General features: G+C 38.4%; 24 protein-coding genes and 2 pseudogenes. 12 read left to right on the top strand and 14 right to left on the bottom strand.

Annotated elements, in window-relative coordinates; all coding sequences use genetic code 11:
- Positions 1-2: 2 nt before the first annotated feature.
- Entirely contained in the window at positions 3-2,648 is a 2,646-nt protein-coding gene (ppc, locus tag NRL14_RS10830; RefSeq protein ID WP_306724648.1) for a phosphoenolpyruvate carboxylase, read from the bottom strand.
- Between the two features lie 120 nt (positions 2,649-2,768).
- Here ppc and NRL14_RS10825 point away from each other — a divergent pair, with 120 nt between their 5' ends.
- The 6 genes and pseudogenes from NRL14_RS10825 (at position 2,769) to NRL14_RS10800 (ending at position 7,083) form a co-directional block, all read left to right on the top strand.
- On the top strand, positions 2,769-3,167 hold the full coding sequence (locus NRL14_RS10825; RefSeq protein WP_007375566.1) for a thiol-disulfide oxidoreductase DCC family protein: 399 nt from the start codon (positions 2,769-2,771) through the stop codon (positions 3,165-3,167).
- The gene (locus NRL14_RS10820; RefSeq protein ID WP_188161089.1) at positions 3,164-3,886 is read left to right on the top strand and encodes an SDR family NAD(P)-dependent oxidoreductase; all 723 of its coding nucleotides are present in this window, start codon (positions 3,164-3,166) and stop codon (positions 3,884-3,886) included. Before NRL14_RS10825 ends, NRL14_RS10820 begins: the two co-directional genes overlap by 4 nt.
- A 9-nt stretch (positions 3,887-3,895) precedes the next feature.
- Complete coding sequence (locus NRL14_RS10815) at positions 3,896-4,504, top strand: flavin reductase family protein (RefSeq protein WP_007375568.1); 609 nt, start codon at positions 3,896-3,898, stop codon at positions 4,502-4,504.
- A 101-nt stretch (positions 4,505-4,605) separates the two neighbouring features.
- A pseudogene (locus NRL14_RS10810) lies at positions 4,606-5,825 on the top strand (M24 family metallopeptidase).
- A 114-nt stretch (positions 5,826-5,939) separates the two neighbouring features.
- The gene (locus tag NRL14_RS10805; protein ID WP_149605000.1) at positions 5,940-6,599 is read left to right on the top strand and encodes a DsbA family oxidoreductase; all 660 of its coding nucleotides are present in this window, start codon (positions 5,940-5,942) and stop codon (positions 6,597-6,599) included.
- A gap of 229 nt (positions 6,600-6,828) precedes the next feature.
- Complete coding sequence (locus NRL14_RS10800; RefSeq protein WP_306724647.1) at positions 6,829-7,083, top strand: energy transducer TonB; 255 nt, start codon at positions 6,829-6,831, stop codon at positions 7,081-7,083.
- A gap of 79 nt (positions 7,084-7,162) precedes the next feature.
- Here the strand turns inward: NRL14_RS10800 and NRL14_RS10795 are convergent.
- From NRL14_RS10795 to NRL14_RS10775, 5 genes and pseudogenes are all read right to left on the bottom strand, one after another.
- Positions 7,163-7,267: pseudogene (locus NRL14_RS10795) on the bottom strand (peptidylprolyl isomerase); the annotation flags it as partial.
- Between the two features lie 91 nt (positions 7,268-7,358).
- On the bottom strand, positions 7,359-7,751 hold the full coding sequence (locus NRL14_RS10790; RefSeq protein ID WP_306724646.1) for an ankyrin repeat domain-containing protein: 393 nt from the start codon (positions 7,749-7,751) through the stop codon (positions 7,359-7,361).
- A 327-nt stretch (positions 7,752-8,078) separates the two neighbouring features.
- A complete protein-coding gene (locus NRL14_RS10785) occupies positions 8,079-8,849 on the bottom strand; it encodes a sel1 repeat family protein (protein WP_007375571.1) in 771 nt (256 codons plus the stop codon).
- 458 nt (positions 8,850-9,307) lie between these two features.
- Positions 9,308-9,655, bottom strand: coding sequence for a hypothetical protein (locus NRL14_RS10780; protein ID WP_306724645.1), 348 nt, complete (start codon positions 9,653-9,655; stop codon positions 9,308-9,310).
- 1,165 nt (positions 9,656-10,820) lie between these two features.
- Positions 10,821-11,579, bottom strand: coding sequence for a hypothetical protein (locus tag NRL14_RS10775; RefSeq protein ID WP_306724644.1), 759 nt, complete (start codon positions 11,577-11,579; stop codon positions 10,821-10,823).
- 300 nt (positions 11,580-11,879) lie between these two features.
- On the opposite strand from NRL14_RS10775, the gene cysB reads away from it, so the two are divergent.
- A complete protein-coding gene (cysB, locus tag NRL14_RS10770) occupies positions 11,880-12,857 on the top strand; it encodes an HTH-type transcriptional regulator CysB (RefSeq protein WP_007375573.1) in 978 nt (325 codons plus the stop codon).
- A 184-nt stretch (positions 12,858-13,041) separates the two neighbouring features.
- On the opposite strand, the gene NRL14_RS10765 is transcribed toward cysB, so the two are convergent.
- The 5 genes from NRL14_RS10765 to NRL14_RS10745 all read right to left on the bottom strand — a co-directional run bounded on the left by NRL14_RS10765 (position 13,042) and on the right by NRL14_RS10745 (position 16,104).
- Positions 13,042-13,320, bottom strand: coding sequence for a peptidylprolyl isomerase (locus NRL14_RS10765; protein WP_008171402.1), 279 nt, complete (start codon positions 13,318-13,320; stop codon positions 13,042-13,044).
- Between the two features lie 102 nt (positions 13,321-13,422).
- Complete coding sequence (locus NRL14_RS10760) at positions 13,423-13,845, bottom strand: thiol-disulfide oxidoreductase DCC family protein (protein WP_306724643.1); 423 nt, start codon at positions 13,843-13,845, stop codon at positions 13,423-13,425.
- A gap of 27 nt (positions 13,846-13,872) precedes the next feature.
- Positions 13,873-14,400, bottom strand: a complete 528-nt coding sequence (locus NRL14_RS10755; RefSeq protein WP_306724641.1) for a response regulator transcription factor — start codon at positions 14,398-14,400, stop codon at positions 13,873-13,875.
- Positions 14,397-15,638: a HAMP domain-containing sensor histidine kinase gene (locus tag NRL14_RS10750; protein ID WP_306724680.1), complete on the bottom strand. Its 1,242-nt coding sequence runs from the start codon at positions 15,636-15,638 to the stop codon at positions 14,397-14,399. Before NRL14_RS10750 ends, NRL14_RS10755 begins: the two co-directional genes overlap by 4 nt.
- Before the next feature lie 61 nt (positions 15,639-15,699).
- On the bottom strand, positions 15,700-16,104 hold the full coding sequence (locus tag NRL14_RS10745; protein WP_306724640.1) for a DUF4440 domain-containing protein: 405 nt from the start codon (positions 16,102-16,104) through the stop codon (positions 15,700-15,702).
- A 277-nt stretch (positions 16,105-16,381) separates the two neighbouring features.
- On the opposite strand from NRL14_RS10745, the gene NRL14_RS10740 reads away from it, so the two are divergent.
- Both NRL14_RS10740 and NRL14_RS10735 read left to right on the top strand, forming a co-directional pair.
- Complete coding sequence (locus NRL14_RS10740) at positions 16,382-17,461, top strand: ketoacyl-ACP synthase III (protein ID WP_306724639.1); 1,080 nt, start codon at positions 16,382-16,384, stop codon at positions 17,459-17,461.
- A 70-nt stretch (positions 17,462-17,531) separates the two neighbouring features.
- Positions 17,532-17,945: a VOC family protein gene (locus NRL14_RS10735; RefSeq protein ID WP_306724638.1), complete on the top strand. Its 414-nt coding sequence runs from the start codon at positions 17,532-17,534 to the stop codon at positions 17,943-17,945.
- 39 nt (positions 17,946-17,984) lie between these two features.
- On the opposite strand, the gene NRL14_RS10730 is transcribed toward NRL14_RS10735, so the two are convergent.
- Together NRL14_RS10730 and NRL14_RS10725 are read right to left on the bottom strand one after the other, a co-directional pair.
- On the bottom strand, positions 17,985-19,349 hold the full coding sequence (locus NRL14_RS10730) for a M17 family metallopeptidase (RefSeq protein ID WP_306724637.1): 1,365 nt from the start codon (positions 19,347-19,349) through the stop codon (positions 17,985-17,987).
- A gap of 88 nt (positions 19,350-19,437) precedes the next feature.
- The gene (locus NRL14_RS10725; RefSeq protein WP_033023082.1) at positions 19,438-19,860 is read right to left on the bottom strand and encodes a hypothetical protein; all 423 of its coding nucleotides are present in this window, start codon (positions 19,858-19,860) and stop codon (positions 19,438-19,440) included.
- Between the two features lie 105 nt (positions 19,861-19,965).
- Between NRL14_RS10725 and NRL14_RS10720 the strand changes: the two genes are divergently transcribed.
- The 3 genes from NRL14_RS10720 (at position 19,966) to NRL14_RS10710 (ending at position 24,802) form a co-directional block, all read left to right on the top strand.
- Positions 19,966-20,124, top strand: a complete 159-nt coding sequence (locus NRL14_RS10720; RefSeq protein WP_306724636.1) for an oxidoreductase-like domain-containing protein — start codon at positions 19,966-19,968, stop codon at positions 20,122-20,124.
- Positions 20,125-20,460: 336 nt separating this feature from the next.
- Positions 20,461-23,118, top strand: coding sequence for a TonB-dependent siderophore receptor (locus tag NRL14_RS10715; protein ID WP_149615153.1), 2,658 nt, complete (start codon positions 20,461-20,463; stop codon positions 23,116-23,118).
- A 250-nt stretch (positions 23,119-23,368) separates the two neighbouring features.
- Positions 23,369-24,802: a tetratricopeptide repeat-containing sulfotransferase family protein gene (locus NRL14_RS10710; RefSeq protein ID WP_306724635.1), complete on the top strand. Its 1,434-nt coding sequence runs from the start codon at positions 23,369-23,371 to the stop codon at positions 24,800-24,802.
- On the opposite strand, the gene NRL14_RS10705 is transcribed toward NRL14_RS10710, so the two are convergent.
- Positions 24,799-25,707 carry an alpha/beta fold hydrolase gene (locus tag NRL14_RS10705; protein ID WP_149605039.1) on the bottom strand — a complete coding sequence of 303 codons (909 nt, stop codon included), beginning with the start codon at positions 25,705-25,707 and terminating at the stop codon, positions 24,799-24,801. The genes NRL14_RS10710 and NRL14_RS10705 overlap by 4 nt on opposite strands.
- Positions 25,708-25,809 lie beyond the last annotated feature (102 nt).

Below are 25,809 nucleotides of genomic sequence, written 5' to 3'. Positions count from 1 at the left end.
CGTTAGCCGGTATTACGCATACCTGCTGCAATACCTGTCATCGTGATCATTAATGCATTATCAATGTCGCCTTCGTTTCGTTTTTCCTCTGAGCGAGCGCGGCGTAAAAGCTCAACCTGTAATAAGTTAAGTGGATCGGTGTACGGATTACGTAAGCTAATCGACTCCTTAATCCAAGGTTGTTCGGCTAGTAGGCTTTTTTGTGGGCTAAGTGATTGCACCAAGCTAATAGCTTCTTGAAGCTCTTTACGAAGTGTTACACCTAGTGGTTTGTACATATCTTCCACCAGTGCATTATCGTAATGCTCACTCAACCAGCAATCGGCTTTACTAAATACCATTTCTAGCATTTCTAGGCGCGATCTAAAGAACGGCCACTGTAAGCTCATTTCGTTTAAAGTTTCTGCACCATATTTATCAAGCGCAGCTTTTAAACCTGTTAACGCACCTAACCATGCAGGGAGCATTAAACGGTTTTGGCTCCAAGCAAAAATCCATGGAATAGCGCGCAGGCTTTCAACGCCACCATTAGGATTACGTTTTGCAGGACGCGAGCCAAGCGGCAACTTAGAAAGTTCAAGCTCAGGCGTTGCCATTCTAAAGTAAGGTACAAAGTTTTCATCGTGGCGAACTACATTACGGTAGTGTTCACACGACTCCTCACTTATTAGCTTCATTACTTCGCGCCACTGTGGTTTTGGTTCCGGCGGCGGTAATAAGTTACTTTGTAGTACTGCGCCTGCGTAAATATTTAAGCTTTGCAGTGCTACATCGGGTAAACCAAATTTAAAGCGAATCATCTCACCTTGCTCAGTTACACGTAGCCCACCTTTTAAAGAACCCGGTGGTTGTGAATGCAGTGCTTGTGCAGCGGGTGCTCCACCGCGACCTACTGTACCGCCACGGCCGTGGAATAAAACAAGCTCAATACCACGATCATCGGCAAGCTGTACAAGTTTGTCCATTGCTTCGTACTGCGCCCAACCTGCAGCCATCATGCCGGCATCTTTAGCAGAATCTGAATAACCAATCATTACATTTTGGGTATTTTTAATATGCCCGCGATACCAAACATTATCAAGTAATGTAGTAATTACATCGCTACCCGCATTTAAATCGTCAAGTGTTTCAAACAATGGTGCAACGGGTAAATCGAACTGACAGCCGCTTTCTTTAAGAAGTAGTTGTACAGCTAAAATATCAGAAGCGGTTCGCGCCATCGAAATAATATACAAGCCAAATGTTGCTTCGTCTTGCTTAGCAATAACATCAAAGGTGTCTAGCACTTCTTGAACATCAGGGCTTGGTTGCCAATGTTTTGGAATAAGCGGTCTGCGAGAGTTAAGCTCAGTAAGTAAAAAAGCTTGTTTATCTTGCTCTTGCCATTGGTTGTAGTCGCCTAAACCTAAATAACGCGTCAGCTCAGAAAAAACATCGCTGTGGCGAGACGAGTCTTGGCGCACATCGAGTTTAGCTAAACGCAAGCCAAAGCTATTTATACGATGCAGTAAATCAAGCAATAAGCCATCCGCGACGACTTTCATATTACATTTTAATAACGAGCGGTAGCACACCTCAACCGGATGCTTAAGCTGATTAATATCGGTAATTAAATCTTGTGAATCGCTACGCTTATTTTTAATTTTAGCGCCAAGATGAGCTACTGTTTCTGCAACTTGGTTTTTAAGCTTTTTGATCACCGCTCTGTATGGTTCAAAGTCTTGACCTGCCAACTCAATAAGCTCATCACTGGCGTCTGACATAGAGAGTTCAGCGCATAACGTTTTTAAATCTTGAATATATAAGTTAAGCGCCATCCAACGACCATGGTCAAGCACTTCTGCTGTAACCTGCGATGTTACAAATGGATTTCCATCACGGTCTCCACCCATCCAAGATGTGAACTCAATCGGGCTGTAATCTTTTGGTAGCTCTAAACTTAATTGCTCTTTAACATTGGCTGAAAATTCACGTAAAAAGCGCGGAACAGCGTGCCAAAGACTGTTTTCGATTACCGCATAACCCCATTTAGCTTCATCAACTGGCGTTGGGCGAGAGCGACGAATATCGTCGGTATGCCAAGCTTGGCTAATCAGCTGTTCAATACGATTTAGAATATTGTCACGCTCTTGCGCTAAGTTATCTTTTCGCTCTAATGACGCTAAGCAATCACTTAGTTCAACATGTTTGTTAATAATAGTACGGCGCGTAACCTCGGTTGGGTGAGCGGTTAATACTAAGTTTATGTGGAGTTTTGAGAGTGTTTCGGCCAAATGATTACTGTCTAACTGGCCTTGTTCAGCTTTTGTAGCTAACGTTTTTAATGTTTGAGTGAGAGGGTTTTGTTGACCAAGGCCAACGTCATTAAAACGCGAAACGGTATGAAATTGTTCTGCTACATTGGCAAGGTTTAAAAAATGATTAAATGAACGGGCAACCGGCAAAAGCTCTTCGTCACTAAGCGCATGGAGTACTTCTATTAGCGCTTGTCTGTCGCCTTCGTTACCACTGCGAGATGATTTAGATAAAGCTCGAATTTCTTCTACTTTATCTAAAATAGCTTGGCCTTGAGCATCTTTAATAGTTTGTCCTAGAAGTTGCCCTAGTAAATTTACATTACCTCGCAAGGCGGCGTATTGTTCACTCATTTCTCATTCTCCTTTATTTCGTAGGGCACTATTAATATCATCATGTAGGGATATTTAATAGATCCATTTGCAATGTCTTGTCGTAAAAAAATATATATAAAATAATCACAAAGCACCCACATGATAATTTTTTACGATGGTAACTGCCCCCTTTGCAGCACCGAAATGCAGCAACTAAAACACGCAGACTCTAAAAATCTAATTACGCTTGAAGATCTTAACGCGAGCGACTTTAGTGAGCGTTATTCGTATATTGATAAAGACCAAGCAATGACTTATCTGCAAGCTCAAAAGCTATCAGGTGAAATGATTTACGGGCTTGATGTAACGTACGAAGCATGGAAATTAGTGGGTAAACACGGCTGGTTGAAAATTTTTCGCTTGCCAATAATTCGCTTTTTCGCTGACTGCGGATACCTGTTATTTGCTAAGTACCGGCACCCCATCAGTCGCTTTTTAATGCCAAATACTCAGTGCAGTAACGGCCAATGTGGACTAAAAGCAAAAGGTGATAAATGAAAACTATTGTTTTATTCGGCGCAAGCAGTGCCATAGCAAATGCATATATAGAACATCTACAAATAAACACGCCTACTCATCAGATCGTTTGTATTAGTTCAAAAAGTATTGAATCTGACTCAAGTGTTGTCCACCTGCATACTGACTACACAAAACAAAGTTTAGCGCGCGTTACTAATTACCTAAAAGAGCAAAATGCCGATATACAACAAGTTATTATATTCAATGGTACACTGCACAACGAAACCCATATGCCCGAAAAAAAGCTGGAGGATTTAGACGCTGAGTATTTTAGCCAACTTCTAAATTCAAACACCCTAACTCCCCTACTTTGCTTGCAGAGTATTTTGCCGCTTTTAACACATAAAACGCAGTGTACTATTACAGCACTCAGTGCGCGTGTGGGCAGCATTAACGACAATAAATTAGGCGGTTGGTATACGTATCGCGCCTCCAAGGCTGCGCTTAACATGCTATTTAAAACCGCAGCGATTGAGCTTGCACGCCGAGCTAAAAATACCAAGCTCGTTTTATTTCACCCAGGGACTACTGATACTGCGCTTTCAAAGCCATTTCAAAAAAACGTACCCGCAGGAAAACTCTTTACAGCTGAATTTGTAGCTAAGCAGCTTTTTACACTTACTTTTAATAACCCTCATTTAGAACTCAATGGTGAGCCTGCCTACTTAGATTGGCAAGGCGAAACTATACCGTGGTAAGGACCTTTAATGCATTTTACTAAAGAGCGCATAAACGCACTTGAAAAACACACCCGTACTCATTTAATTAATTCGCTTTCGGGTTTTAAAAGCGCCAACTTAATTGGCACGCAAGACAAACAAGGCAATACTAATCTCGCCATTGTTAGCTCTGTTATTCATTTAGGTGCTCACCCTCCGCTAGTTGGCATGATAATGCGACCAAATAGCGTGCCTCGACATACGTTCGAAAACATAATTGAAACAGGTAGTTACACCATTAACCAGGTTAATAAAGCGATTTATAAGCAAGCTCATCAAACTTCAGCTCGTTACGATAAAGGCGAGTCAGAATTTGCAGCGACGGGGTTAACGCCCGAATACTTAAACGACTTTGCAGCGCCTTTTGTAAAAGAAAGCCGCTTAAAGTACTCAGTTAAATTTGTAGAAAACCAACATTTAGCCATCAATGGCACAGAGCTTGTAATAGGTGAAATCACTGATGTGTATTTAGATGAAGTAGCACTTCAAAGTGATGGCTTTTTAGATTTACAGGCTATTGAAACGGTGGCAGTAACCGGGCTTGATAGCTACCACACAAGTAATAAACTCACGCGTTTACCTTACGCTAAAAAATAATATGCCCTTTTAAGAGGCTGTAAACTAATAGCCTCTTATCGCATAACATTGAATTTTACCTTGGTATTAATCACACTAGCTAAAAATCCAAGGAGAAAAACATGACCACCATAGGTATAGGTACACAATCAAGCGAGCAAGCGTTGGCAAGCCTAAGTAACATGACGCAAACGCTAACCCCTATTGCTGCTGACGAACATTTAGAGCGCATAGCCAAGGCGCAAGCGTATATGATAGCAAACAACATAGATGCAATTTATTTAAACGCTGGCACCAACCTTACCTACTTTACAGGCATGAAATGGTACGCGAGCGAGCGCATGGTTGGCGCGATATTACCCGCCCTTGGTGAAGTACAATACATTGCGCCTTATTTCGAAATTGGTTCACTAAACGGCTTTAAAGTAATAGAAGGACCTATCCATGGGTGGAAAGAGCACGAAAATCCTTATGCACTTTTTGTCGAAGTATTAAAAAGTTAAACATTAATGAAAACGCAACTATTGGCATTGATGAAAGCGCACAATTTTTTATATTCGACGGCATTAATAAAGCACAAACGGGTTTAACACTCATAAACGCACAACCTGTAACGGCGCATTGCCGTATGCATAAATCAGTTCATGAACTTAGCTTAATGCAACGCGCGATGGACATGACCTTAGCCGTACATCAAGCCACAGCAAGTATGCTTTATGAGGGAATAACCACCACCGAAGTAGAAGCCTTTATTAAGCAAGCACACCAAAAAGTAGGTGCGCCAGGTAACTATTTTTGTATTGTTTTATTTGGTGTTGCAACGTCTTTCCCGCACGGTGTTAAAGATGCCCAAATACTTAAAAAAGGCGATATGGTACTAATTGATACCGGCTGTAAAGTACACGATTACCTATCAGATATAACCCGTACCTATGTATTTGGCGAACCAACAATGCGCCAGCGTATGTTTTGGGATCATGAAAAAGCAGCGCAAATGGCGGCATTTAATGCAGCTAAAATTGGTGCTACGTGCGAAGACGTAGATGCAGGCGCACGTAACTATTTAGCAGCGCAAGGGCTAGGCCCGCAGTACCAAACACCGGGTTGCCCACACCGAACGGGGCACGGCATTGGGCTAGACATTCATGAATGGCCATATTTAGTTGGCGGTGATAAAACCCCACTTGCCCCTGGCATGTGCTTTAGTAACGAACCAATGTTAGTTATACCCGATGAATTTGGCGTGCGTTTAGAAGATCATTTTTACATGACCGACAACGGCCCTCATTGGTTTACACAACCAAGTTATAGCATTGACGACCCATTTGGCCTTAACGCTTAAAACTGAATACCTTCAAGAGCAGCTGCTTAGCTGCTCTTTTTAGTTTGGCATTGATAAAGTGCAGTTCATCCCAATATCCCCTGTTATACCAAAGCAATCCTCAAAAGGATAAATATGAAAAACTTTAAAATTGATATCGTTTCAGACGTAATGTGCCCTTGGTGTGTAGTGGGTTATAAAAACCTAGAAACTGCACTAGAGCAACTTAAAGACGAAATGAGCGCAGATATTACGTGGCATCCTTTTGAACTAAACCCAGATATGCCAATTGAAGGTCAAGACTTAAACGAACACTTAATGCAAAAGTACAACCTAAGTGAAGAGCAAGGCGACGAAAATCGTAAAAACATGTTCGAAGCAGGAAAGCGTGCTGGATTCACCTTTAATTTTGATGGCAAACGTATCATGATCAACAGCTTTGATTTGCATCGTTTATTAATGTGGGCACGTGAAGAAGGTAAGCAAACCGAATTAAAACTTGCCTTTTTTGAAGCGCACTTCACTGATTTAAAATACTTAAATCAAGAAGAAGCACTACTCGACGTTGTTGAAAAAGTAGGTCTTGATAAAGAAACTGCGCGCGGTATTCTACATTCAGACAAATACGTACAAGACGTACGCCAAGAGCAAGACAACTTCAAACAAATGGGTATTAGCTCTGTGCCTACATTTATCATAAACGATAAGTATGCACTTACTGGCGGACAACCAAGCGACTCATTCATTCAAGCACTAAAACAAATTAGTGAAGAAGAAGCCAAGCAAGACGCTTAATACACAAATAAAGTTTAAAATTAAGAAAGGCTGCACATTGCAGCCTTTCTTGTTTATTCATCAGTTCAAAAACAATACAAATTTATTACTTACCTTAAATCCCTTTTGGTGTCATTAATTTAGCAGAACACCCATCTTAATTGAACAAGCAAAGCTATCCTAATTAAGATGGGTGTCACGTTAATTTTCGACAACAGATCTACCTGATAGCCCTAACTCTACACTGATAATGCCCAGTCCTGCGGAGTATCCAATTAAAAGTGTCCGTGAAAAAATTGAAGGTAGTGTGACAATGTCTTTTGATGTAGATACATCTGGTAAGCCAGTTAATATTAAAGTGATTAAAGCTGAGCCTGTGAAAATCTTTGATAAAGCAGCAATTCGCTCTCTTTCTAAATGGCGTTACGCACCTAAAGTAGTTAATGGTATTGCTGTAGTTGATGAAGACTTAGAAATGACTATAGATTTTAATTTAGCAAAATAATAACTAACTAAAACAAAAAAAGCTGCACATTGCAGCCTTTCTCTATACAGCGAAGGTTACTTCTTTACTTAAAAGTAAACTAAGTACGATAAAGTACTTTAATTACATGCCAGCCAAATTTGGTTTTAACTAGGTGGGGTTCTAAAATTTCGCCTTTAAATGCAACCTTATCGAACTGTGGTAGATATTAAGCAAGACAGGCACCTATTTTTAACAAGCAAAACTATCCTAATTAAAGTGGGTGCCACGTTAATTTTTCATGAACCTACTAAACCTTACAAAGAGTTAGCACAATCAATATATTTATTTGCCACTTTAAACAATTGAGTATGTTCAGAGCTTGTCATCTCTAAGAGTAACTTTAACATTTTTTTGTCCTTAGCACTTGTAGCAACAAATATTGGGCTTTCTATAAATCTCCGTTTTGAAAATAAGGATATGTCGTTACTTAGCAAATACCTGACACCTTCATAGTTTGAACGATAAACAGCCATATCAAGCAAAACATCCCCATATTCATGAAGGATATTACTTTTTTCAAATTCCATTTCATTATTCATCAGTCTCTTCAATACCTTACTCGGGAAATCATACTCTCTCATAAGTTCATGCCCCAATTCTCGTCGGGCAAGTTCACCGACCTCACTCAAGTCAGCCGTTTGAACCATCTCTGCATACTTTGAGCAAGACCAGACATTATTTGCACACAGTAAAAGTATTGGGACAATATATTTTACTAATCGTATGTTACCGAGGGATATAATCAACCTATACTCCTGTAATTCTGTGGTATTTGAACTGATGTTTTACTGGTATATAAGTGGGCGCAGACAAGCCTAAAATTAAGATGGGTGTCACGTTAATTTTTTCGCAAGTATCCCAGAACTAATGCTGGTAATATTCGTGATTTCCTCACTAACACTACCTTTACCAACAGCAACAATTGAACCAGTAAAAATAACTATTATAACAAAAAAGCAAAAAGAGACCTGGACCTATTTATTTTCATTAAGTATTTTTATTGCATATTCATGTCCATTTTCAGCCGCTTTTTTTAAATAATAATCCGCATAAATACTATTTTTTAACGGAGAGTCTCGCAGGCCGTATACTCCAAAAAAAAGATAATATAAGTTCTTATACATATCATTTGAAAAACCTTGCTTATCAGCTCTGTTTGATAGATAAGAAACCATTTTAAATAGTGATTCTGAATCATTCTTTTTCATTGCTTCATCTAAAGTCAATTGACCGAATAATATAGCAGCCTCATCATCACCCACATCAGATGCTTTACGTAAGGAATTTTTTAGAAAAGCAATATCACCATATTTTCCAAGTTGATATGCATAATATAAATTTACACTAGAATCTAAAATACCTTCCTCAAAAGATAACTCTAGTAGCTTGGTACCTTTATATACATCTTCTGCTTTTTCACTTGTAATTAAAAAACTACCCAGAATATGCTTTGCTCTTATATTCCCTAAATCCGATGAAATTGAAAGCATTTTTCTAGCTTCTTTATAATCTGGATTTTGGTTGTATGCTCCCAAATATAAAATGTAACCAGACAGAAAATACGCAGTGCTGTCATTCTGCAATATCCCTTGTTCTAGTATATTAGAAACATCTTTCCATTCGAGTTCCTGTTGTGCGTCAATATCATCCTTTATCAACTCTAAAGTAACATTCTCACTACAATTACCCTTTGCTTGATGGCAAAAAAATACTACTAACAATATAAAAAATAAAAACTTACTCAATTAATCCCCCAGCGGTCCCTTAGACTGATTATAAAACGACTCTATGAAAGCACTGCTTATTACGTTAAAATTTTCTACTACAGGATAACTATAATTCATATAGCCTTCAGCAGTTCCAATGGTAGCTGAAGCTTCAACTCCAACGTACCCCATACAAGAAATTAGGATGACAGCCATCTTAATTTAACCACAAAACTGTGCCACTAAATTTAACCTTTTTGGCAAAGATTTCATCTTTTTTACTCCGTTCTTCGCTAAGAAAATTAGGATGGATGTTAACGTTATTTTTTTATCGTCAACATACAGTAATAAGGAGGTGTTATTATTCACAGTAGTATAAAGGACTTAACTTCAACCCATCCTCTTCGGTTCCCGTAAATGATTTTCACCACATAAAATTATGCAGGGTGTCATCATTATTTTTTATCACCTAAAGACAAAAAATCTAGCTCTATTATTTACTTTTTCTTGAAGCTATAAATAAAATAAAAATTATCACTTTTTTTATGTAAGCATAGGCCCTCTTTAGAAATAGGGTTACAAGCGCTTATGAAAGTATTTTTATCTATATTATCCTTACTCTTGCTCGCTATAGCATAGGTAAACTTAAAGTCTTTGTTATCTTTTCTAATAACCTCTAAACCATAAATCCCATATGAGTTTCTTTTTCCAGATAAAATCCCAATTTCATTTGCTACCTTAGTGATCTCATATAGCTCCAAATCGATTTTTTTTAAATCACTACTGACTAAGGGAAAGTTGCTTCCTGCTATATATTCATTTGGGTTTTCTTTTAAATATTTCAATATTGCAATTAATTCTTAATGATTATTAGAAACTATTTTAGAAGCTATATTTTCACTTTCTAAAATTAAATTATCTCTTATACGTTCGTAATTTTTATCCGCTCCACATGACACTAATAGAAAAAAACTGAACAATATGTAAAGTCTAAAAATCAACATGACTTACCCCCTCTCATTTTTTCATATTCTGCCCATATTGGAACCTAAAAACGCCCCACCAAAATTAGGATGACAGCCATCTTAATTTAACCACAAAACTGTGCCACTAAATTTAATCTTTTTGGCAAAGATTTCATCTTTTTTACTCCGTTCTTCGCTAAGAAAATTAGGATAGATGTTAACGTTATTTTTTTATCGTCAACATACAGTAATAAGGAGGTGTTATTATTCACAGTAGTATAAAGGACTTAACTTCAACCCATCCTCTTCGGTTCCCGTAAATAATTTTCACCACATAAAATTATGCAGGGTGTCATCATTATTTTTTAGTAACCCTGCTTTTCAAAAAGATTGCGACGCACCATTACAGTGATATTAAATATACTGAAATAAGATGAAAAGCATTAATTTTTATGTTTATAAACTAACTCGTTTTGACTAAAAGGGAACGCCTATATGTGTCTTTGTTATTTCCTTTATTTATACTTATCAATAAAATAACCTAATTTATATGCGACTAAAAATGTAACTATCAGTATAGCCAAGGATATACTCAACCTTTTGAAGGCAATTAACTTCAGTTCAATAGGATTAAGTAAAGCAGCTAATAAATTGCCGAGCACACTTAAAAATGATAGTAAGAATAAAAATAAAAGAACGAAACCAATAATTTTTTCAATCATTTAATTACCATATATAGATTCTTGGCTAAGTAATAGTTGCTTCAAAAACCAAAGTAGACTGCCACATTAATTGGACTAACAAAACTGCGCCACTAAATTTACTTTTTTGGCTAAAGTTTATTTTTCATTCCATTTTTCGCTAAGGAAATTAGGATGGGTGTTAGATTTATCATTCGAGTACCGATTACCTGTAACAACACGACAAGCTAATCAAGCATTTTAGCTGAGGGGTAGGCTGAAATAAAAATATAAAAAGCCAGAAAGTTTCTGGCTTTCAAATAACAATTTAAGATGAAAGGATGCTTATCGCTGATAACACATATTTACCATTTCTTTTTAGGAGCAAATAATATATCCAAGTCGTCCTGCTCTTGTTCGTTTTTCTTTTTAAGCGCATTAGCATTTGATGCCCGAAGCTCTACACTAATTGCTTCTAGATAACCTTCCACTTCTTGACGTTTAGCTGAAACATATTCATCTGAATAAGTCACTCCGTTAAGAGTAACTTGGGCTTTTTCAAAATATTGCCTAGCAGAACCTACCATGTTTGCCGAACGTGCTGATAAACCGCGTTTTATTTGGCTTTCTATATTGATACGAAGTTGAAGCTTTTCTAATCGTTTATCTTCAACCGTAAACACTTGGCTATCAACTCGCCCTTTATTGTGTTCTGAGCGTAACACTATGCGTAATTTTTTTATACCTTGGATAAGACTTACAAGCTGTTTGTCGTTACTCGGTAAAGACAGCGAGTCATTATTATTGCCTTGAACAGGTTGCGTAAGATGCTCTTTTGCTTCACTTAACCTATTTTTAAGCGCCTTTGAACCAGTGGAATTTGCCACCATAGTTTTCAGCGCTTCATAAATACGGCGTTGTAGTACGCGAATAATAGGTTCGGACAAAGGTATGTTGGCGCTATTCACAAGTGCCTCTTCAGTCTCTTCTATTATCGCCTTTTGCTTTGTAAGCTCTTTGCGACGTTCGCCTTCTTGTTTCTCTTTGTGTTGCTGTACAGCACTTACCCAAAGCGCAATCACAATAAGTGCGACTATGAGCACAATAATAATTGAAACGATCATAGTGTAATTCTCGGATTCATATCTAATTTTTTAATCTTACATTAAATATATACTAACAGGGTAGCTTTGCGCTGTTTAACTTATAAATATGCTAAAAAAGCATTACAAGGAGGGCCTATTATAAGATTATCTCGGATAATCATTGCTATCTGAAGCATATTTATTGTGCTAGCCTTAGATCCCAAACAGATAAATGTGTATGCCTAAAACTCAAGGTGAATTTTAAAATTAAAAAACGCTTGGGTTTAACACGTATTACCTTTATAAATTATATGAATAACAACGTTAAAATATGCAGCTATGAAATTACAACAACTCAGATATATCGTAGAAGTACAAAATCATAAATTAAATGTTTCAGCAACTGCTGAAAGTTTATTTACCTCTCAACCTGGTATTTCTAAACAAGTACGTATGTTAGAAGATGAGTTGGGTGTACAAATTTTTGGCCGCAGTGGTAAACATTTAACCCATGTTACGGGCGCTGGCGAAGAAATAATTAATATTTCCCGAGAAATACTTTCCAAAGTAGAAGGCATAAAAGCGGTTGCAAATGAGCATACATTACCAGATCAAGGTAAGCTTAATATTGCAACAACTCACACGCAAGCCCGCTACGCTCTTCCGAGTGTTATTCAAGGATTTATGAAGAAATATCCTGCGGTTTCACTCCATATGCACCAAGGTACACCACAACAAATATCAGACGCAGCTGCTCGTGGCGACGCAGATTTTGCAATTGCGACTGAGGCACTTCATCTTTATTCAGATTTGGTTATGTTGCCGTGCTATCACTGGAATCGCAGTATTGTTGTTGCAAAAGACCATCCTCTTGCGAAAAAAGTAAATAATTTAACTGTTGCCGACATAGCGCAATATCCGCTCATTACTTACGTATTTGGCTTTACGGGTCGCTCAGAACTAGATAAAGCATTTAGTGCACATGGTCTTGAACCCCATATTGTATTTACAGCAACCGATGCTGATGTAATTAAAACCTATGTTCGTCTAGGGTTAGGGGTCGGTGTAGTCGCTTCAATGGCAATAGATCAAATAAGTGATACCGATTTAGTCTGTATTGATGCGAGCCATTTATTTGAGGCAAGTACCACTAAAATTGGATTTAGAAAAGGCAGTTTTTTACGCACTTATATGTATGACTTCATTGAGCGTTTTGCACCACACCTAACAAAAGAACGTGTTGAACGAGCAAGTTTATTGCGTAACCAAGATGATGTAGATAAATTATTTGCAGATATCGAATTACCAGTTAAGTAATCAATAATTTAATTAGTTAAAAACCGCGTAGATATAAAATGCGGTTTTTTTAATACTTTATAATAGTAAACAACCCAAAATTTTAGGTTAGCGCGTGTTTATCATCAAAGGTTAAATTTACAGCGATGTGGTCATTTCCCATATACAAGCAATCACAACGCGCAAATACCAAAAAATCATTTTATTACGTGCGATAAAGTACTTTAATTACATGCCAGCCAAATTTTGTTTTAACTAGATGAGGCTCTAAAATTGCGCCTTTAAACGCAATTTTGTCAAACTGTGGGACCATTTGCCCACGACCAAATTCACCTAAATCACCGCCTTTTTTGCCCGATGGGCATGACGAATACTTTTTAGCTAAGGTTTGAAACTTTGCACCTTTACCTAATTGCTTAATAATATCTTCTGCAATTTCTTTGTGCTTTACCAAAATGTGAAGTGCATGTGCTGTGTTTGCCATGAAAAAAGCCTTTTATACCGTTAGCTAAAATTAAACGCGGCGATTTTAACACAACCCCATAAACCTGGCATCTACTTATACTGCAGTGTATTAACGCCTAATTTATAAATAATGTTTGGCATCATCTGGGTTGGGAATTCTGCAATACTGATATTTACCAAATAACGTATATCTATTTAAAGCAACCCTATCGTATAACCAATTATTAAACCTATTTGGCAAAATACTAAATACGTTTGCTAGTTTGTATGGGTAACCTAGCTGCTTAACAACGTTAAAAAAAGCATGACTTTGTGTAAATGCTTTACCGTTTTCTAGGTAAACCATTGAGGCATATTCAATTGTTGAAAAACCAAAGTGTGTTAACAACAGTTCCCCTTTTGGAGATTGCACGCTGCATAATTTAAAAATAGTATTTTTATCGTGAGCAATAATAAAGTTACACCACGCGCTGCAAAGCTTACATTGCGCATCAAATAATATAATTTTTTGATTTTGCATTATTGTCACTGCATCATCGCTCATAACACTTTCCTTAAAGTAAGTACTAAATTACTGCTGCACCGGCTTTTTTTGTAACTTGCGCTGCAAAGTACGTCTATGCATATTAAGTTGCCTTGCGGTTACCGACACATTGCCATTATTACTGTGCAGTACTTGTTGAATATGCTCCCACTCTAAGCGCTCTGGCGACATAACCGCATCATCAATAACATTCGATGCCGATGCCACAGGCTCGGTGTTAAGCGCTTTTAATAATGTTGCCATATCAACCGGCTTGGTAAGGTAGTCGTTTGCGCCTAAACGCATTGCCTCTACTGCGGTTGCTATACTTGCAAACCCGGTTAGTAAAACAATATGAGTTTGGGGGAGCAAACTACGCAGCGGCTTTATTAACGCCAAGCCATTGTCATCGCCTAGTTTCATGTCTAATAAAACAAAGTCGGGCAATAGTTTACGCGCGGTAAGTAACGCATCACTTTGATTATGCGCCACCTCGCAGGTAAAGCCTTGTTTAGTTAAGCGCCTTGCCAGTGTGCAGGCTAAATTAATGTCGTCTTCAATTATAAGTAACTTCATGAGGCGTTATTCTCAGTGTTTACAATAGCGAGTTTAACTTTGGCGACAGCGCCGCCATCTGCATGGTTAAACAAGGTAAGCGAGCCATTTAAACGCTCAAAAGTAACATTTGATAAAAGCACAGCAAGCCCCATTCCTTGATCGCTTGGCATAAGTTGCCCGCCCAGTTCTGCTAATTGCGATGATGAAAAGCCAGGGCCAAAATCGCGAATTAACAAGTAAACGCATTCACTATGTAAGTTATCTTGCTGCCAACTCAGCTCTAATTGAGTTTGACCTTGTTTTTGATTAGCGAGCGCGGCGTTTTGCAATAAATTTAAAATAGCAGGCAATAACATCGCATCACTTATCAATGTTGCTGCAATAGGTGGCGTAATCCAGTTAATGTGCTGATCAGGGTATTGCAGTAAAAGTGTGTCTGTAATTTGTGTTTGCAGTTGCTTTACGGTGGTATGCTCTTGCGAATTTTTAAGACGTAATTGCTCTGAGAGTTTTCTAAAGTCGTTAAGTTGTGTACTGCACTGAGTAAGCGGTGCTTGCATGTGCTTAACAATAGGATTGTTTGGTTGATCTTCTAATAACTCTTCAAACAGTAACTGTAAGTTTGCAATTGGGGTCGCTAGTTGATGGGTTATTTGTGCAGCGGCCCCATCAAGGGTAACAAGCTGTTCATTACGCAATTGTTTTTCACGCACGTTTGCAATAATTCGCTCTCGCTCTTTAAGTGCCCTGCTCATTGCGCCAATAACAAGTGCGATTACGCTGGCACTTAAAACAAAATTGACCCACATACCAATAAAGTGACCACTCATATTCATTTGATGCATACTGTGATCGGGCATCTTTATAAGTAGCAAACTGTATGCGGCAATGGCTAATACCGCAATATAAGCTAATCCTTTTTCTCGCAGCGTAACAGCAGCGATCATTATTGGGAGCAATAATAACGAAACAAATGCATTAGTTGCACCGCCGCTTAGCGATAGCAAAACCGTTAAAAATAATACGTCTGCAGTTAACTGCATCAACATACCCAAAGGTTTAGCACGGCTTACATTACGATAGGCAAACAGGCTAATAAGCTGAAACACAGCCTCAACGGCAATAACAATCAGCAAAGGCAGTAATGCAATTTGATGTTCTAGTAAAAAATAAACGCTAAGCACCGCAATTAATTGCACGGCAATAGCGCCGCTTCGCAGCATTAATAGTCGACTAATGGTGGGGTCGGTACGCATTAACAAGAGGTAATTGCCCAATCAAATGTTTAATAAGGTTATTTTAACGGTTATGTGATTTTTAATCATCATCCATCGAAATTGAAAACGGTGCACAAGGCGTTCCTTGGTGAAACACCATTTGCCATTGCCCACTAGTTTGGCGCCAAAGCGACATACGCAATGAATAATTAAATTCACTGCGAGCAGAGCGCCTATAAGCCGCTTGATAACTAAGTTGCACTACGTCATCGCTTAGCATTCGGCCCTTAAAATGCTGATTATAAAACTGTGGAACAACCTCGGTAGGTAAGCGGGTAAGTACTTGGTATTTATTAAATGTAGTGCCGTTGGCAGCAATTTCGATAAATTCATCATCGAGTAAAGCATCTAATGCGCACTCAGATTGGCGAACTTCTGGGTCAAGTAACTGGCGCTCAGCGTCAATCAAATGATTAAACAACGACACTTTTATTTTGCTGCTCATAACCTTCCCTATTGTTTATAAACTTACTTACCTATGCCAACGATTGCTATTAGTTAATTACCATAATCGCTTATACTGCCTGCCTGTCAACAAATTACAACCTAAACACTAATAGTGTAATTTGCATTTGTTCATCTTTAAATCAATTTATATGTAATTCTCTTTTAATTATCAGCAATTACCAGCCAAAACACCTTATAAACTAGTCTTGAAAGCCGTTTTTTGGTATAACTCCCCCATTAGTAACACATGTCAGACCACCTTAAGAGAACATACTATGCCTTACGCACATATCACTGGTTGGGGTAAATGCATTCCACCAGCAAGCATTAGCAACGATGAAATTAGTGAAATAGTTGATACCACCGACGAGTGGATAACCACGCGTACAGGCATTAAATCTCGCCGAGTGAGTCATGTAAGTACCGCCGAGCTGGCAACTGTTGCTGCTAAGCATGCTATTGCGTGCGCAGGCGTTGATCCTAAAGATATTGATTTAGTGATATTAGCAACCTGTACACCTTCTACCGTTGTGGCAAATACCGCCTCACAAGTGCAAAAAAATATTGGTGCAACAGGCGCTGCCGCAATGGATACAAACGCGGCATGCTCGGGCTTTTTATATGCGTTGCAAGCTGCAACAGCACAAATTCAAGCGGGTATGATTAAAAAAGCAGTCGTCATTGCCGCTGAGCGTATGACCTGGTACGTAAACTGGGCACGTCGCGACAGCGCTGTTTTATTTGGCGATGGCGCAGGTGCAGTAGTACTTGAAGCGGCAGATACACCAGCTGGTCTACTTGGTACCAAAACCGGTTGTGACAGCGAAGACCGCGATATTTTACACATCACCAACTTTGGTAGCGATTTAAATAAGTATGAGCCAATTGGCCCATCAGATTTATTATTTGAAGGTCGTGAAATTTTTAAACGTGCTGTAAAAGGTATGAGTGAAGCTTGCGACGACGTACTGCAACAGGCCAACTTAAGCCTTGACGACATTAATGTACTCGTTCCACACCAAGCTAACTTACGTATTATTCAGGCTATTCAGCATCGCTTAAAAGTACCTGACGAAAAAGTAATGGTTAACATTGGTGAGTATGGTAATACCTCTGCTGCGACTATTGCTATTGCGTTATGTGAAGCGGTTGAGCAAGGGTTAATTAAACCGCATTCAAACATTATGTCTGCAGCATTTGGTGCAGGCCTTACGTGGGCTGCAAGTTACATAAAATGGGGCGAACGTGTAACGCCTATTAGTGTAAGCGATGCTGCTTTACCGCCGTGTGATAAAACAGGTTTAGAGCTTGTAGCACCGGCAGTTAAAGCATGTAAAGAAGCCGAGAAAAGCTAACGCAGCATATAATAAGCCACATTTAAAACGCACTTATTTAAGTGCGTTTTTGCTTTTTAAGGAATTAAATTTGAAACTTTTAGGTATTCATCACGCTGCGATTATTTGCAGTGACTATACACGTTCTAAACACTTTTATAGCAATGTACTTAAACTTAACGTTATTAATGAGCACTTTAGAGCTGATCGTAATTCATATAAATTAGATTTAGCCATGCCCGATGGTAGCCAAATAGAGCTATTTTCGTTTGATGGTTCGCCCGCAAGACCAAGCTATCCCGAGGCACAAGGCTTAAGACATTTAGCTTTTAAGGTAGCGGATGTACAGATTGCAAAAACGTATTTAGAGTCGTGCGATGTAAACGTTGAGGATATTAGAGTGGATGAAATAACCGGCAAAAAGTTTACCTTTTTTGCCGATCCAGATAACTTGCCACTTGAGCTTTATGAGGTTTATGAGGTTTATGAGGTTTATGAGGTTTAAAACTCATAAAGCTCAAGTTCTTACTATTGAATCAAAAACTTACTTATTAAAACGATTTTGTAAGTAGTTAAATACAGCACGAATACCTAACGCTTCACCACCCGTTGGACGACCTGGTAATACACGTAAGTTCCACGCCATTACATCAAAGTGTACCCACGGTGTTGTTGGTTCAACAAATTCTTTTAAGTAAAGCGCTGCAGTAATAGCACCACCAAACGGTGTACTTGCACAGTTTGCCATATCAGCTACATCGCTCTTTAAGAAGCTTTTGTACTGATCAAATAAAGGCAATTGCCAAACCGGATCGCTTACGTCCATTCCTGCATCAATAATACCGTTAGCTACATCGCGCTCTGTTGAGAAAAAGCCAGGAAGCTCCGTGCCTAACGCAACACGACATGCACCCGTGAGGGTAGCAAAATCAATAATTAGCTCAGGATTATCGTTTTGTGCTTCGCTTAATGCATCACATAATACTAAACGGCCTTCAGCGTCGGTATTATCAATTTCGACCATAATGCCTTTGCGTGTTTTAACAACATCGCCTGGGCGAAATGCATTTCGCGATACCGCATTTTCAACAGCGGGTACAAGTACACGTAATCTAATTGGTAAGTTAGCTGCCATAATAAGCTGCGCTAGTGCAATTACATGCGCGGCGCCGCCCATGTCTTTTTTCATGTTACGCATGCCAGAGCTTGGTTTTAAATCAAGTCCGCCTGAGTCAAAACATACGCCCTTACCGACTAGTGTAATTAATGGAGCATCTGTCGCGCCCCATTTTAAATCAAGTAAACGCGGTTTATTTTCGCTTGCACGACCCACCATATGAATAGTCGGGTAGTTTTGCTCTAGTAACTCATCGCCAATCCACTGTGAAAATTCGCCATTGTAAGTTGCAGCTAAATCTTCCATAACTTGCGATAAATGTTGCGGCATCATATCAACCGCTGGAGTATTAACTAAATCACGTGCAAGTGTAATGGCATCAGCTTGTTGGCTAATGCGTTCATATAACGCTTTATCGCTAATGGCTAATTGCGCTTTTGCTGTTGGTTTTTCTTTATATTCACTAAATTCGTAACCACCAAGTACAAACCCTAAAGCAACCTGCTCTACAAAAGCGCTGTCGCCTTGAATTTGATAAGTACCTGTAGGAAGTGTATTTGCTAAATTACCCGCAGCCCAAAAATCATCGCTGCTTTGCATTAAACAAAATACCTGGCTTAACTCGCCCGTTTTAGCATCAGGAATTAAAGCAACACCTTGCTTTTCAAAACCTGTATTAGTTAACCAATTTTGTATAAATGCAGGCTGCTGTGCGTGCCAGTCAGATAATTCGTTTTTTAAAATAAAAGATAAAGGAATACCAGAAGATGTATGACGTAGTAATGCACTCATTAAATAGCTCGTATAATATAAAAATGGTACTTAAGAGCATATCAATAAGTACACTTAAAAGGTATCGCTAATTTAACGGTTTGTAAGATTACTTTTTAGTCTGTTTTTTTTGAGTTTCTTTTTGATTTTCTTGATTAATTTCTGCGTCGAGCTCTTTAATTGATTTGTTCATGTTAAAGGAGCTAGGTAGTACATCTACCCCAACTAAACTTCCTAATTTAACCACTAAGGGAATAGTGATAGGCGCAAATGGTAATACAGCAAATACACCCAAGCCAAGGCCCTTTAAAATATCGACAAATTGTTCGTTGGCACGCTTTAACTCAGCTTGATTTGTTTGTCCTTGCGTATAGCGCCTATAAATAGAAAGCATTTCTTTTGTTTCTTGTTTTTCTTGGGCGAGTGCGATTTTAAGCGCCACCATAGCACGGCGAAAACGCAGCTGTTGGCGTTTTTTACTAATTTTAACTACCCGCCAAGGTGCACGGTGAATAACTTTATATAATCGCATAACATGCATTTTCACACAGGCATCCATGTTCACAAAGAATAATTTACTTGATTCGCCTCATCTACTATTATTTGCACCAAACTAGTGCCGAATTAATTTATTTCCATGTTCAAAGAAAATACTAAAAATATTTTAAAACCTGAAAAACCAAAATCTGATGAATGTTGTGGCGGAGGCTCTTGCTGCCCGTGTGTATGGGATACATACAAAGAAAAGCTTAAAAAATGGCAGCTAACACAACCCCGAATAGATACAATTAATTAACAAAGCCGTCAGTTTAACAACCTAAAAAATGCATTAACTCCCCTTAAAAACACCATATTGCACTTAATTAGTCCATTTTACTTCTTATAACGCACCACTCTAGCTGCTTTTAGTTAATTTAAACTTTTGTTATTTAATAGTTAATTAATAATTGCTCTCGTTGTTTTTTATGTATAGTCTGTAATTAGGACTTCACTAGATGTGAGCTAAAACTCTAAGGGGTCAAGTAATTAAACTTCCTCCTAACATCCACTGTATTCCAGTCCAAAAATATAAAATAAGTAATACTTACAAAGTCTTACTAAACGAAAATTATTCTAACTGGGGAAAATTAGAATGAAATTAAAAAACAACGTACTAAATCAGGCAATTAAGTTTGCGCTAGCGACCACTACCGCTGGTTTATTCATCTCAAGCTCTGCTATAGCTGCAGATGAAGAACAAGCAAAAGCTAAAGTTAATAAAAATGTTGAAAAAATTGCTGTAGTAGGTACGCGTTCAGCTCCACGTTCAATTGGTGATTCACCGGTTCCTATCGATATTATTGGTGGTGAAGAGCTTGAAAAGTCAGGTAATACTGACATGCTTGAGCTTTTAAAAGGTGCAGTGCCATCTTTCAATGTTCACCAAAACCCTATTAGTGATGCAGCATCACTTGTTCGCCCAGCAAACTTACGTGGCTTACCATCAGACAGCACATTGGTTCTTTTAAACGGCAAACGTCGTCACCGTGCTTCTGTAATCGCATTTTTAGGTGGTGGTATTAATGATGGTGCACAAGGTGCTGATATCTCAGTTATCCCTAGTATTGCAATCAAGCAAGTAGAAGTACTTCGTGATGGCGCTGCAGCTCAGTATGGTTCTGATGCAATTGCAGGTGTAATGAACTTCCAACTTAAAGACGCGTCAGAAGGCGGTAAATTAGAAGTTCGTCACGGCCAATACTACGAAGGAGATGGCGATACAACTCAAGTATCGGGTAACATTGGTTTACCGTTTACCGACAACGGTTTTGCTAACTTAAGCTTTCAATACAAAACATCTGATGCAACTAGTCGCTCTGTACAGCGTCCTGATGCTGCTGGACTTGCAGCAGCCGGTGTTCAAGACGTATCGCCTTTAGCTCAAGTTTGGGGCGCACCAGAAGTCGATGATGATATTTCAATTTTTGGTAATGTTGGATTAGAGCTAACAAACGATTCTGAATTTTACATGTTTGGTAACTACTCTGAGCGAGATGTACGAGGTGGCTTCTATTATCGTAACCCTACATCTCGCCCAGGTGTATATGGTGGTAACATTCGCGATGTTAATGGTGTAAATATGCGCCGCCCTGGTGATGACAACCCTGATGGACAAACTGCTTGGGATGCTGCTACACCTACTGTTTTAGTTGGATCTTTAGACGGTTATGACGCTCAATTAGATTGTCCAGTAGTAGAAATTCAAGCTAACGGTGCACCAGATCAATCTGCAATAGATTCACTAACTTCTGCTAACTGTTTTGCATTTAATGAAACACTGCCTGGCGGTTTCACACCTAACTTTGGTGGTAACATTACCGATACTTCTTTAACAATTGGTACTAAAGGCATGTTCACTGGTGGCTTCTTAAAAGATGCATTTTATGACATTAGTGGTACGGTTGGCTTTAATGAATCTCGCTACTTTATTTACGATACAGTTAATGCGTCATTAGGCTTAGACTCACCACGCGACTTTAGTCCAGGTAAATACTCGCAACTAGAGAAAAACTTCAATTTAGATATTTCTAAAGGATTTGATTTTGATTTAGCATACGATGTAAATATTGCCGGTGGTTTAGAGTGGCATGAAGAAACATTTACAGTAACATCTGGTGATGTAGCGTCATTTACTGCAGGTGAGTTTACTGAGCAAGGTTTTGGTATAGGTTCTAATGGTTTCCCTGGTTTTAAACCATCTGACGCGGGTGAATACACTCGCCGTAACTACGCTGCATTTGTTGATATTGAAGCCCCATTTACTGAAGATTTTTTAATGGGCTTAGCTTTACGTTTTGAAGATTACGACAGCTTTGGCACAACAACAAACTATAAAGTTATGGCGCAGTACCATGTAACGGAAGATTTAAACGTGCGTGGCTCTATTAGTACAGGCTTTCGTGCACCAACGGTTGGTCAAGCTAATGTAAGTAACGTACAAACAAGCTTAGACAATGGTGTATTACAAGATTCAGCACTACTTCCACCAACCAACCCTATCGCGGTACAATTAGGTGGTACAGAGCTTGAGCCAGAAGAATCTCAAAGCTACACGTTTGGCGCTGTATACACTATTGGTGATGTATTTTTAACACTAGATTACTACAATATCCAAGTAGAAGATCGTATTAGCCAATCAGATAAAATAAACTTAAGCCAAGCAGATAAAGATACACTTGAAGCAGCGGGCGTGCCTAATGTACAGAGTCTTGCACAAGTAAGCTTTTTCACGAATGACTTTGATACAACAACACAAGGTATCGATTTAGTTGCAAACTATACAGCTGAATTAATGGGTGGTAGCTCTACATTTAGCCTTGCTTACAACTGGAATGATACTGAAGTAACTCAATTTAGTGATATTACCGGTGCATTTAAAGTTAAGCGTTTAGAAGAAGACTTACCTAATCACCGTGCTACTTTCACATTGTCTCAACAGTGGGAATCTATCTCTGCATTTGCTCGTGCAAATTACTACGGCGAATACCAAGGCGTTCACGTAGATTACGATGCAACAGCAAAAACTGCTGACGCAGCTGTAACTATTGACGCTGAAATTACTTACTTCATGAATGAGTCAATTAGCTTCTCGGTTGGTGCTCAAAACTTATTTGATCAGGATGCTGAAAAACTTGATTTTGCTGAAGCAGCTGGCGCGCCAAATAACAACTGGGGTGGTAAGTATTACGAAACATCTCCGTTCGGTATTAATGGTGGCTTTTACTACGCTAAAGCAACATACACGTTCTAATACTTTTACATAAAGAATTGGAGGCGAAATGTTAAGACATTTCGCCTTTTTTATTTTATAGTAAATAAAAAATAATACTGAGCAATACCAATTGCATTGAATAAGTGTTCTATTATAGCGCTCAGAAAATAGCGTAATAACAAGGCGAAAACTATGATATATAGTTGCTCTATATGAATAATTTTTAACGCAGTGAGTACGCTATTTAATGCGATAGAATGATTATTTTTTTAATAAAATTGGTATAACTATGCTACTCAAAAAAGCTAATCAGTTACTACAAAAAAACATGCTCAAAGAAGCTGAGTTTCACTATAAGACACTATTAAAAAGCAACCCTGAAAATGGTGAAGCTTTATTTGGTTTAGGCAAAATCGCATTGCGGTTAGAGCGATTTGATGCTGCTGTGTACTTACTCCAAAAAGCGTGTGAGCGAATGCCTCATATGCTTGAGCCACTGCATGCACTAGCCGATGCGTTTAATGGTGTCAACTCACCAAAAGATGCACTTACTGTGCTTGAATATGCAAAAAGTCTAGCAAATAATAACCCTGAACCTCATTACTACTTAGCTCAGCACTATTTAACACATGGCAATTTAAATAAAGCGCATACCACATTTGCACACGCATTGAGTATGGGGATTTACCCCGTAACTGCTTATATTTTATTTGAGTTAGTTCAATTAGGCCGCTTTGACAAAGAACACAACTACATAAGTAATCTGCATCATTTATTAATGCAAACAGATAATTTACGACTCAAAATGGTGTGTTATTACGCACTCGCTAAAAGTTACGATAAACTTGAAGACATTGAACAAGCATTTACTTACTTTGTACTAGCAAATAAACTACAACGAAAATTAAGTAACTTTAATACTCAAGAGCTTGAACCTTTTTACAGTGAAATAATTAAACACAATACCAATGCCTTTATGCAAAAACGTGATAAAAGTTTTACAACTAATATTACGCCTGTCTTTATTATTGGCATGCCTCGAAGTGGCTCTACCCTTGTGGAGCAAATGTTGGCAAGCCATAGTCAGTTTTCGAGCCTAGGAGAGAGTACAAGTATTAGTAATGACGCAGTTGCTTTTATCGAACAAAAAACGGGAGTTACTTACCCGCAATGTTTAGCACATTTAACGCCGGATTTAATCAAAAAAGCCCGCGAAATGTATATCACAACATTAAAAACAGCATCGCCCATCAGCCCTTTTATAATAAATAAACTACCAAGTAACTATCTATCTCTTGGACTTATTTATGTCCTTTTTCCAAATGCCAAATTTATAAACTTAAGTCGTGACTTTAATGCCACCGCATTTTCTATCTTCACTAATTACTTTGCTGAAAACGAGCCTTATTTTTGCTCACTACCTGAGTTTAAGCTTTATCATAAGTTGTATGAAAAACTGATGAGCCATTGGCATTCCTTTAAAGAGATGCCAATTTATGATGTCAATTACGAAGCATTAATAAACAACCCAAAAGGTCAGCTAACTGCATTGCTTAACTTTTTAGGTTGTCAATATGAAGATGGTTGTTTAGCATTTCATAAGCGTACATCAGCTGTTACTACGCTTAGTAAGCATGCCATTCGAAAGCCTGTTAATAATTCAGCACTTACAAAATGGGAACGCTATAGAGCGCCTTTGCTTAAATTGCTTGATGAGAACTAGTTAACAGAATGTACTTCAAACCAATTAAGTAAATCTTTAAATTGATCATCGCGGGCACTCGGATGGGTAAGCATATTAATATGGTCGTAATCAAAATTATGCCCGTGTTTACGACCGTAAATTCGCATTTGTTGAATGCCTGGCCCCGATTCGTCCATAAATTTTTGAATATCGATTGGCTGCGCTAATGCTTTATCTTTTACCGCAGCAATATGAAGTGTTGGCGGTAAATGCAGGCTGTTTAGCGCTTTTGCATAATCAAAATTATCATCAGAATCTATCCATGGCTTCTTTTTAGCCCATTGCATACTTTGATAATGCGACTTTTGAGTTTCATTATCGCTTCCCCACTTATAACCTTTAGCATTTAAATAGCCATGCTTTTTAGCAAGTAAAGGTGCCATAAAATACCAAATTAAATTGGCTTGTAATAATTTTTGAGGATGATTATTAAATAAAGAACGCTTAGAGCCAAAATACACACACGCTTTTACATCATTAATATATTCTGGAAAGCGTGCAAATACACTGTTCATCAATACCCCGCCCCAAGAGTGAGCAACCCAGTAGTCAGGCTTTTTACCTTCAATCAACTCTATTTGCTTAATAAAGGCTGGGATATCTTCTAAAATGGCCTCGGTTTGCCCGTATTTAGCGTCACTTGAAATAGCCGGTTTACTATCACCTCGGCCACGTAAATCAGCCACATAACATCTATACCCATGCTCAGCCAAAAAAGGGGCAAGTCCTTTATTGGAGTGCGTGTAAAAAATTTTACCATTTTCTACAGCTCCATGCATAAAAAATACGACAGGCCCTTGCTGATTTTCATCACTGATACGGCGTAAATGAAGTGTTTGTTGATCAGCTAAATTGATAATTATTGATTGCTGAGAAATTGCCACAGTTATTCCTTTTTATTATTTTCAACTCATCCTACCAGCAATATTAAATATACCAAAGGAAATGTCTGCACTTTACCCATCAGCATTTGTTACACTTACGTC

The sequence above is a fragment of the Pseudoalteromonas sp. 20-92 genome, from assembly GCF_030847595.1.
GTDB classification, from domain to species: Bacteria; Pseudomonadota; Gammaproteobacteria; order Enterobacterales; family Alteromonadaceae; genus Pseudoalteromonas; species Pseudoalteromonas fuliginea.
This window is presented reverse-complemented; position numbering and strand designations above follow the sequence as displayed.

Excerpts from the sequence above, each read along its gene's own strand:
- ppc (WP_306724648.1), bottom strand. The coding sequence starts at position 2,648 with ATGAGTGAACAATACGCCGCCTTGCGAGGTAATGTAAATTTACTAGGG.
- NRL14_RS10825 (WP_007375566.1), top strand. The coding sequence starts at position 2,769 with ATGATAATTTTTTACGATGGTAACTGCCCCCTTTGCAGCACCGAAATG.
- NRL14_RS10820 (WP_188161089.1), top strand. The coding sequence starts at position 3,164 with ATGAAAACTATTGTTTTATTCGGCGCAAGCAGTGCCATAGCAAATGCA.
- NRL14_RS10815 (WP_007375568.1), top strand. The coding sequence starts at position 3,896 with ATGCATTTTACTAAAGAGCGCATAAACGCACTTGAAAAACACACCCGT.
- NRL14_RS10805 (WP_149605000.1), top strand. The coding sequence starts at position 5,940 with ATGAAAAACTTTAAAATTGATATCGTTTCAGACGTAATGTGCCCTTGG.
- NRL14_RS10800 (WP_306724647.1), top strand. The coding sequence starts at position 6,829 with ATGCCCAGTCCTGCGGAGTATCCAATTAAAAGTGTCCGTGAAAAAATT.
- NRL14_RS10790 (WP_306724646.1), bottom strand. The coding sequence starts at position 7,751 with ATGGTTCAAACGGCTGACTTGAGTGAGGTCGGTGAACTTGCCCGACGA.
- NRL14_RS10775 (WP_306724644.1), bottom strand. The coding sequence starts at position 11,579 with ATGATCGTTTCAATTATTATTGTGCTCATAGTCGCACTTATTGTGATT.
- cysB (WP_007375573.1), top strand. The coding sequence starts at position 11,880 with ATGAAATTACAACAACTCAGATATATCGTAGAAGTACAAAATCATAAA.
- NRL14_RS10765 (WP_008171402.1), bottom strand. The coding sequence starts at position 13,320 with ATGGCAAACACAGCACATGCACTTCACATTTTGGTAAAGCACAAAGAA.
- NRL14_RS10760 (WP_306724643.1), bottom strand. The coding sequence starts at position 13,845 with ATGAGCGATGATGCAGTGACAATAATGCAAAATCAAAAAATTATATTA.
- NRL14_RS10755 (WP_306724641.1), bottom strand. The coding sequence starts at position 14,400 with ATGAAGTTACTTATAATTGAAGACGACATTAATTTAGCCTGCACACTG.
- NRL14_RS10750 (WP_306724680.1), bottom strand. The coding sequence starts at position 15,638 with ATGCGTACCGACCCCACCATTAGTCGACTATTAATGCTGCGAAGCGGC.
- NRL14_RS10745 (WP_306724640.1), bottom strand. The coding sequence starts at position 16,104 with ATGAGCAGCAAAATAAAAGTGTCGTTGTTTAATCATTTGATTGACGCT.
- NRL14_RS10740 (WP_306724639.1), top strand. The coding sequence starts at position 16,382 with ATGCCTTACGCACATATCACTGGTTGGGGTAAATGCATTCCACCAGCA.
- NRL14_RS10730 (WP_306724637.1), bottom strand. The coding sequence starts at position 19,349 with ATGAGTGCATTACTACGTCATACATCTTCTGGTATTCCTTTATCTTTT.
- NRL14_RS10725 (WP_033023082.1), bottom strand. The coding sequence starts at position 19,860 with ATGCGATTATATAAAGTTATTCACCGTGCACCTTGGCGGGTAGTTAAA.
- NRL14_RS10720 (WP_306724636.1), top strand. The coding sequence starts at position 19,966 with ATGTTCAAAGAAAATACTAAAAATATTTTAAAACCTGAAAAACCAAAA.
- NRL14_RS10715 (WP_149615153.1), top strand. The coding sequence starts at position 20,461 with ATGAAATTAAAAAACAACGTACTAAATCAGGCAATTAAGTTTGCGCTA.
- NRL14_RS10710 (WP_306724635.1), top strand. The coding sequence starts at position 23,369 with ATGCTACTCAAAAAAGCTAATCAGTTACTACAAAAAAACATGCTCAAA.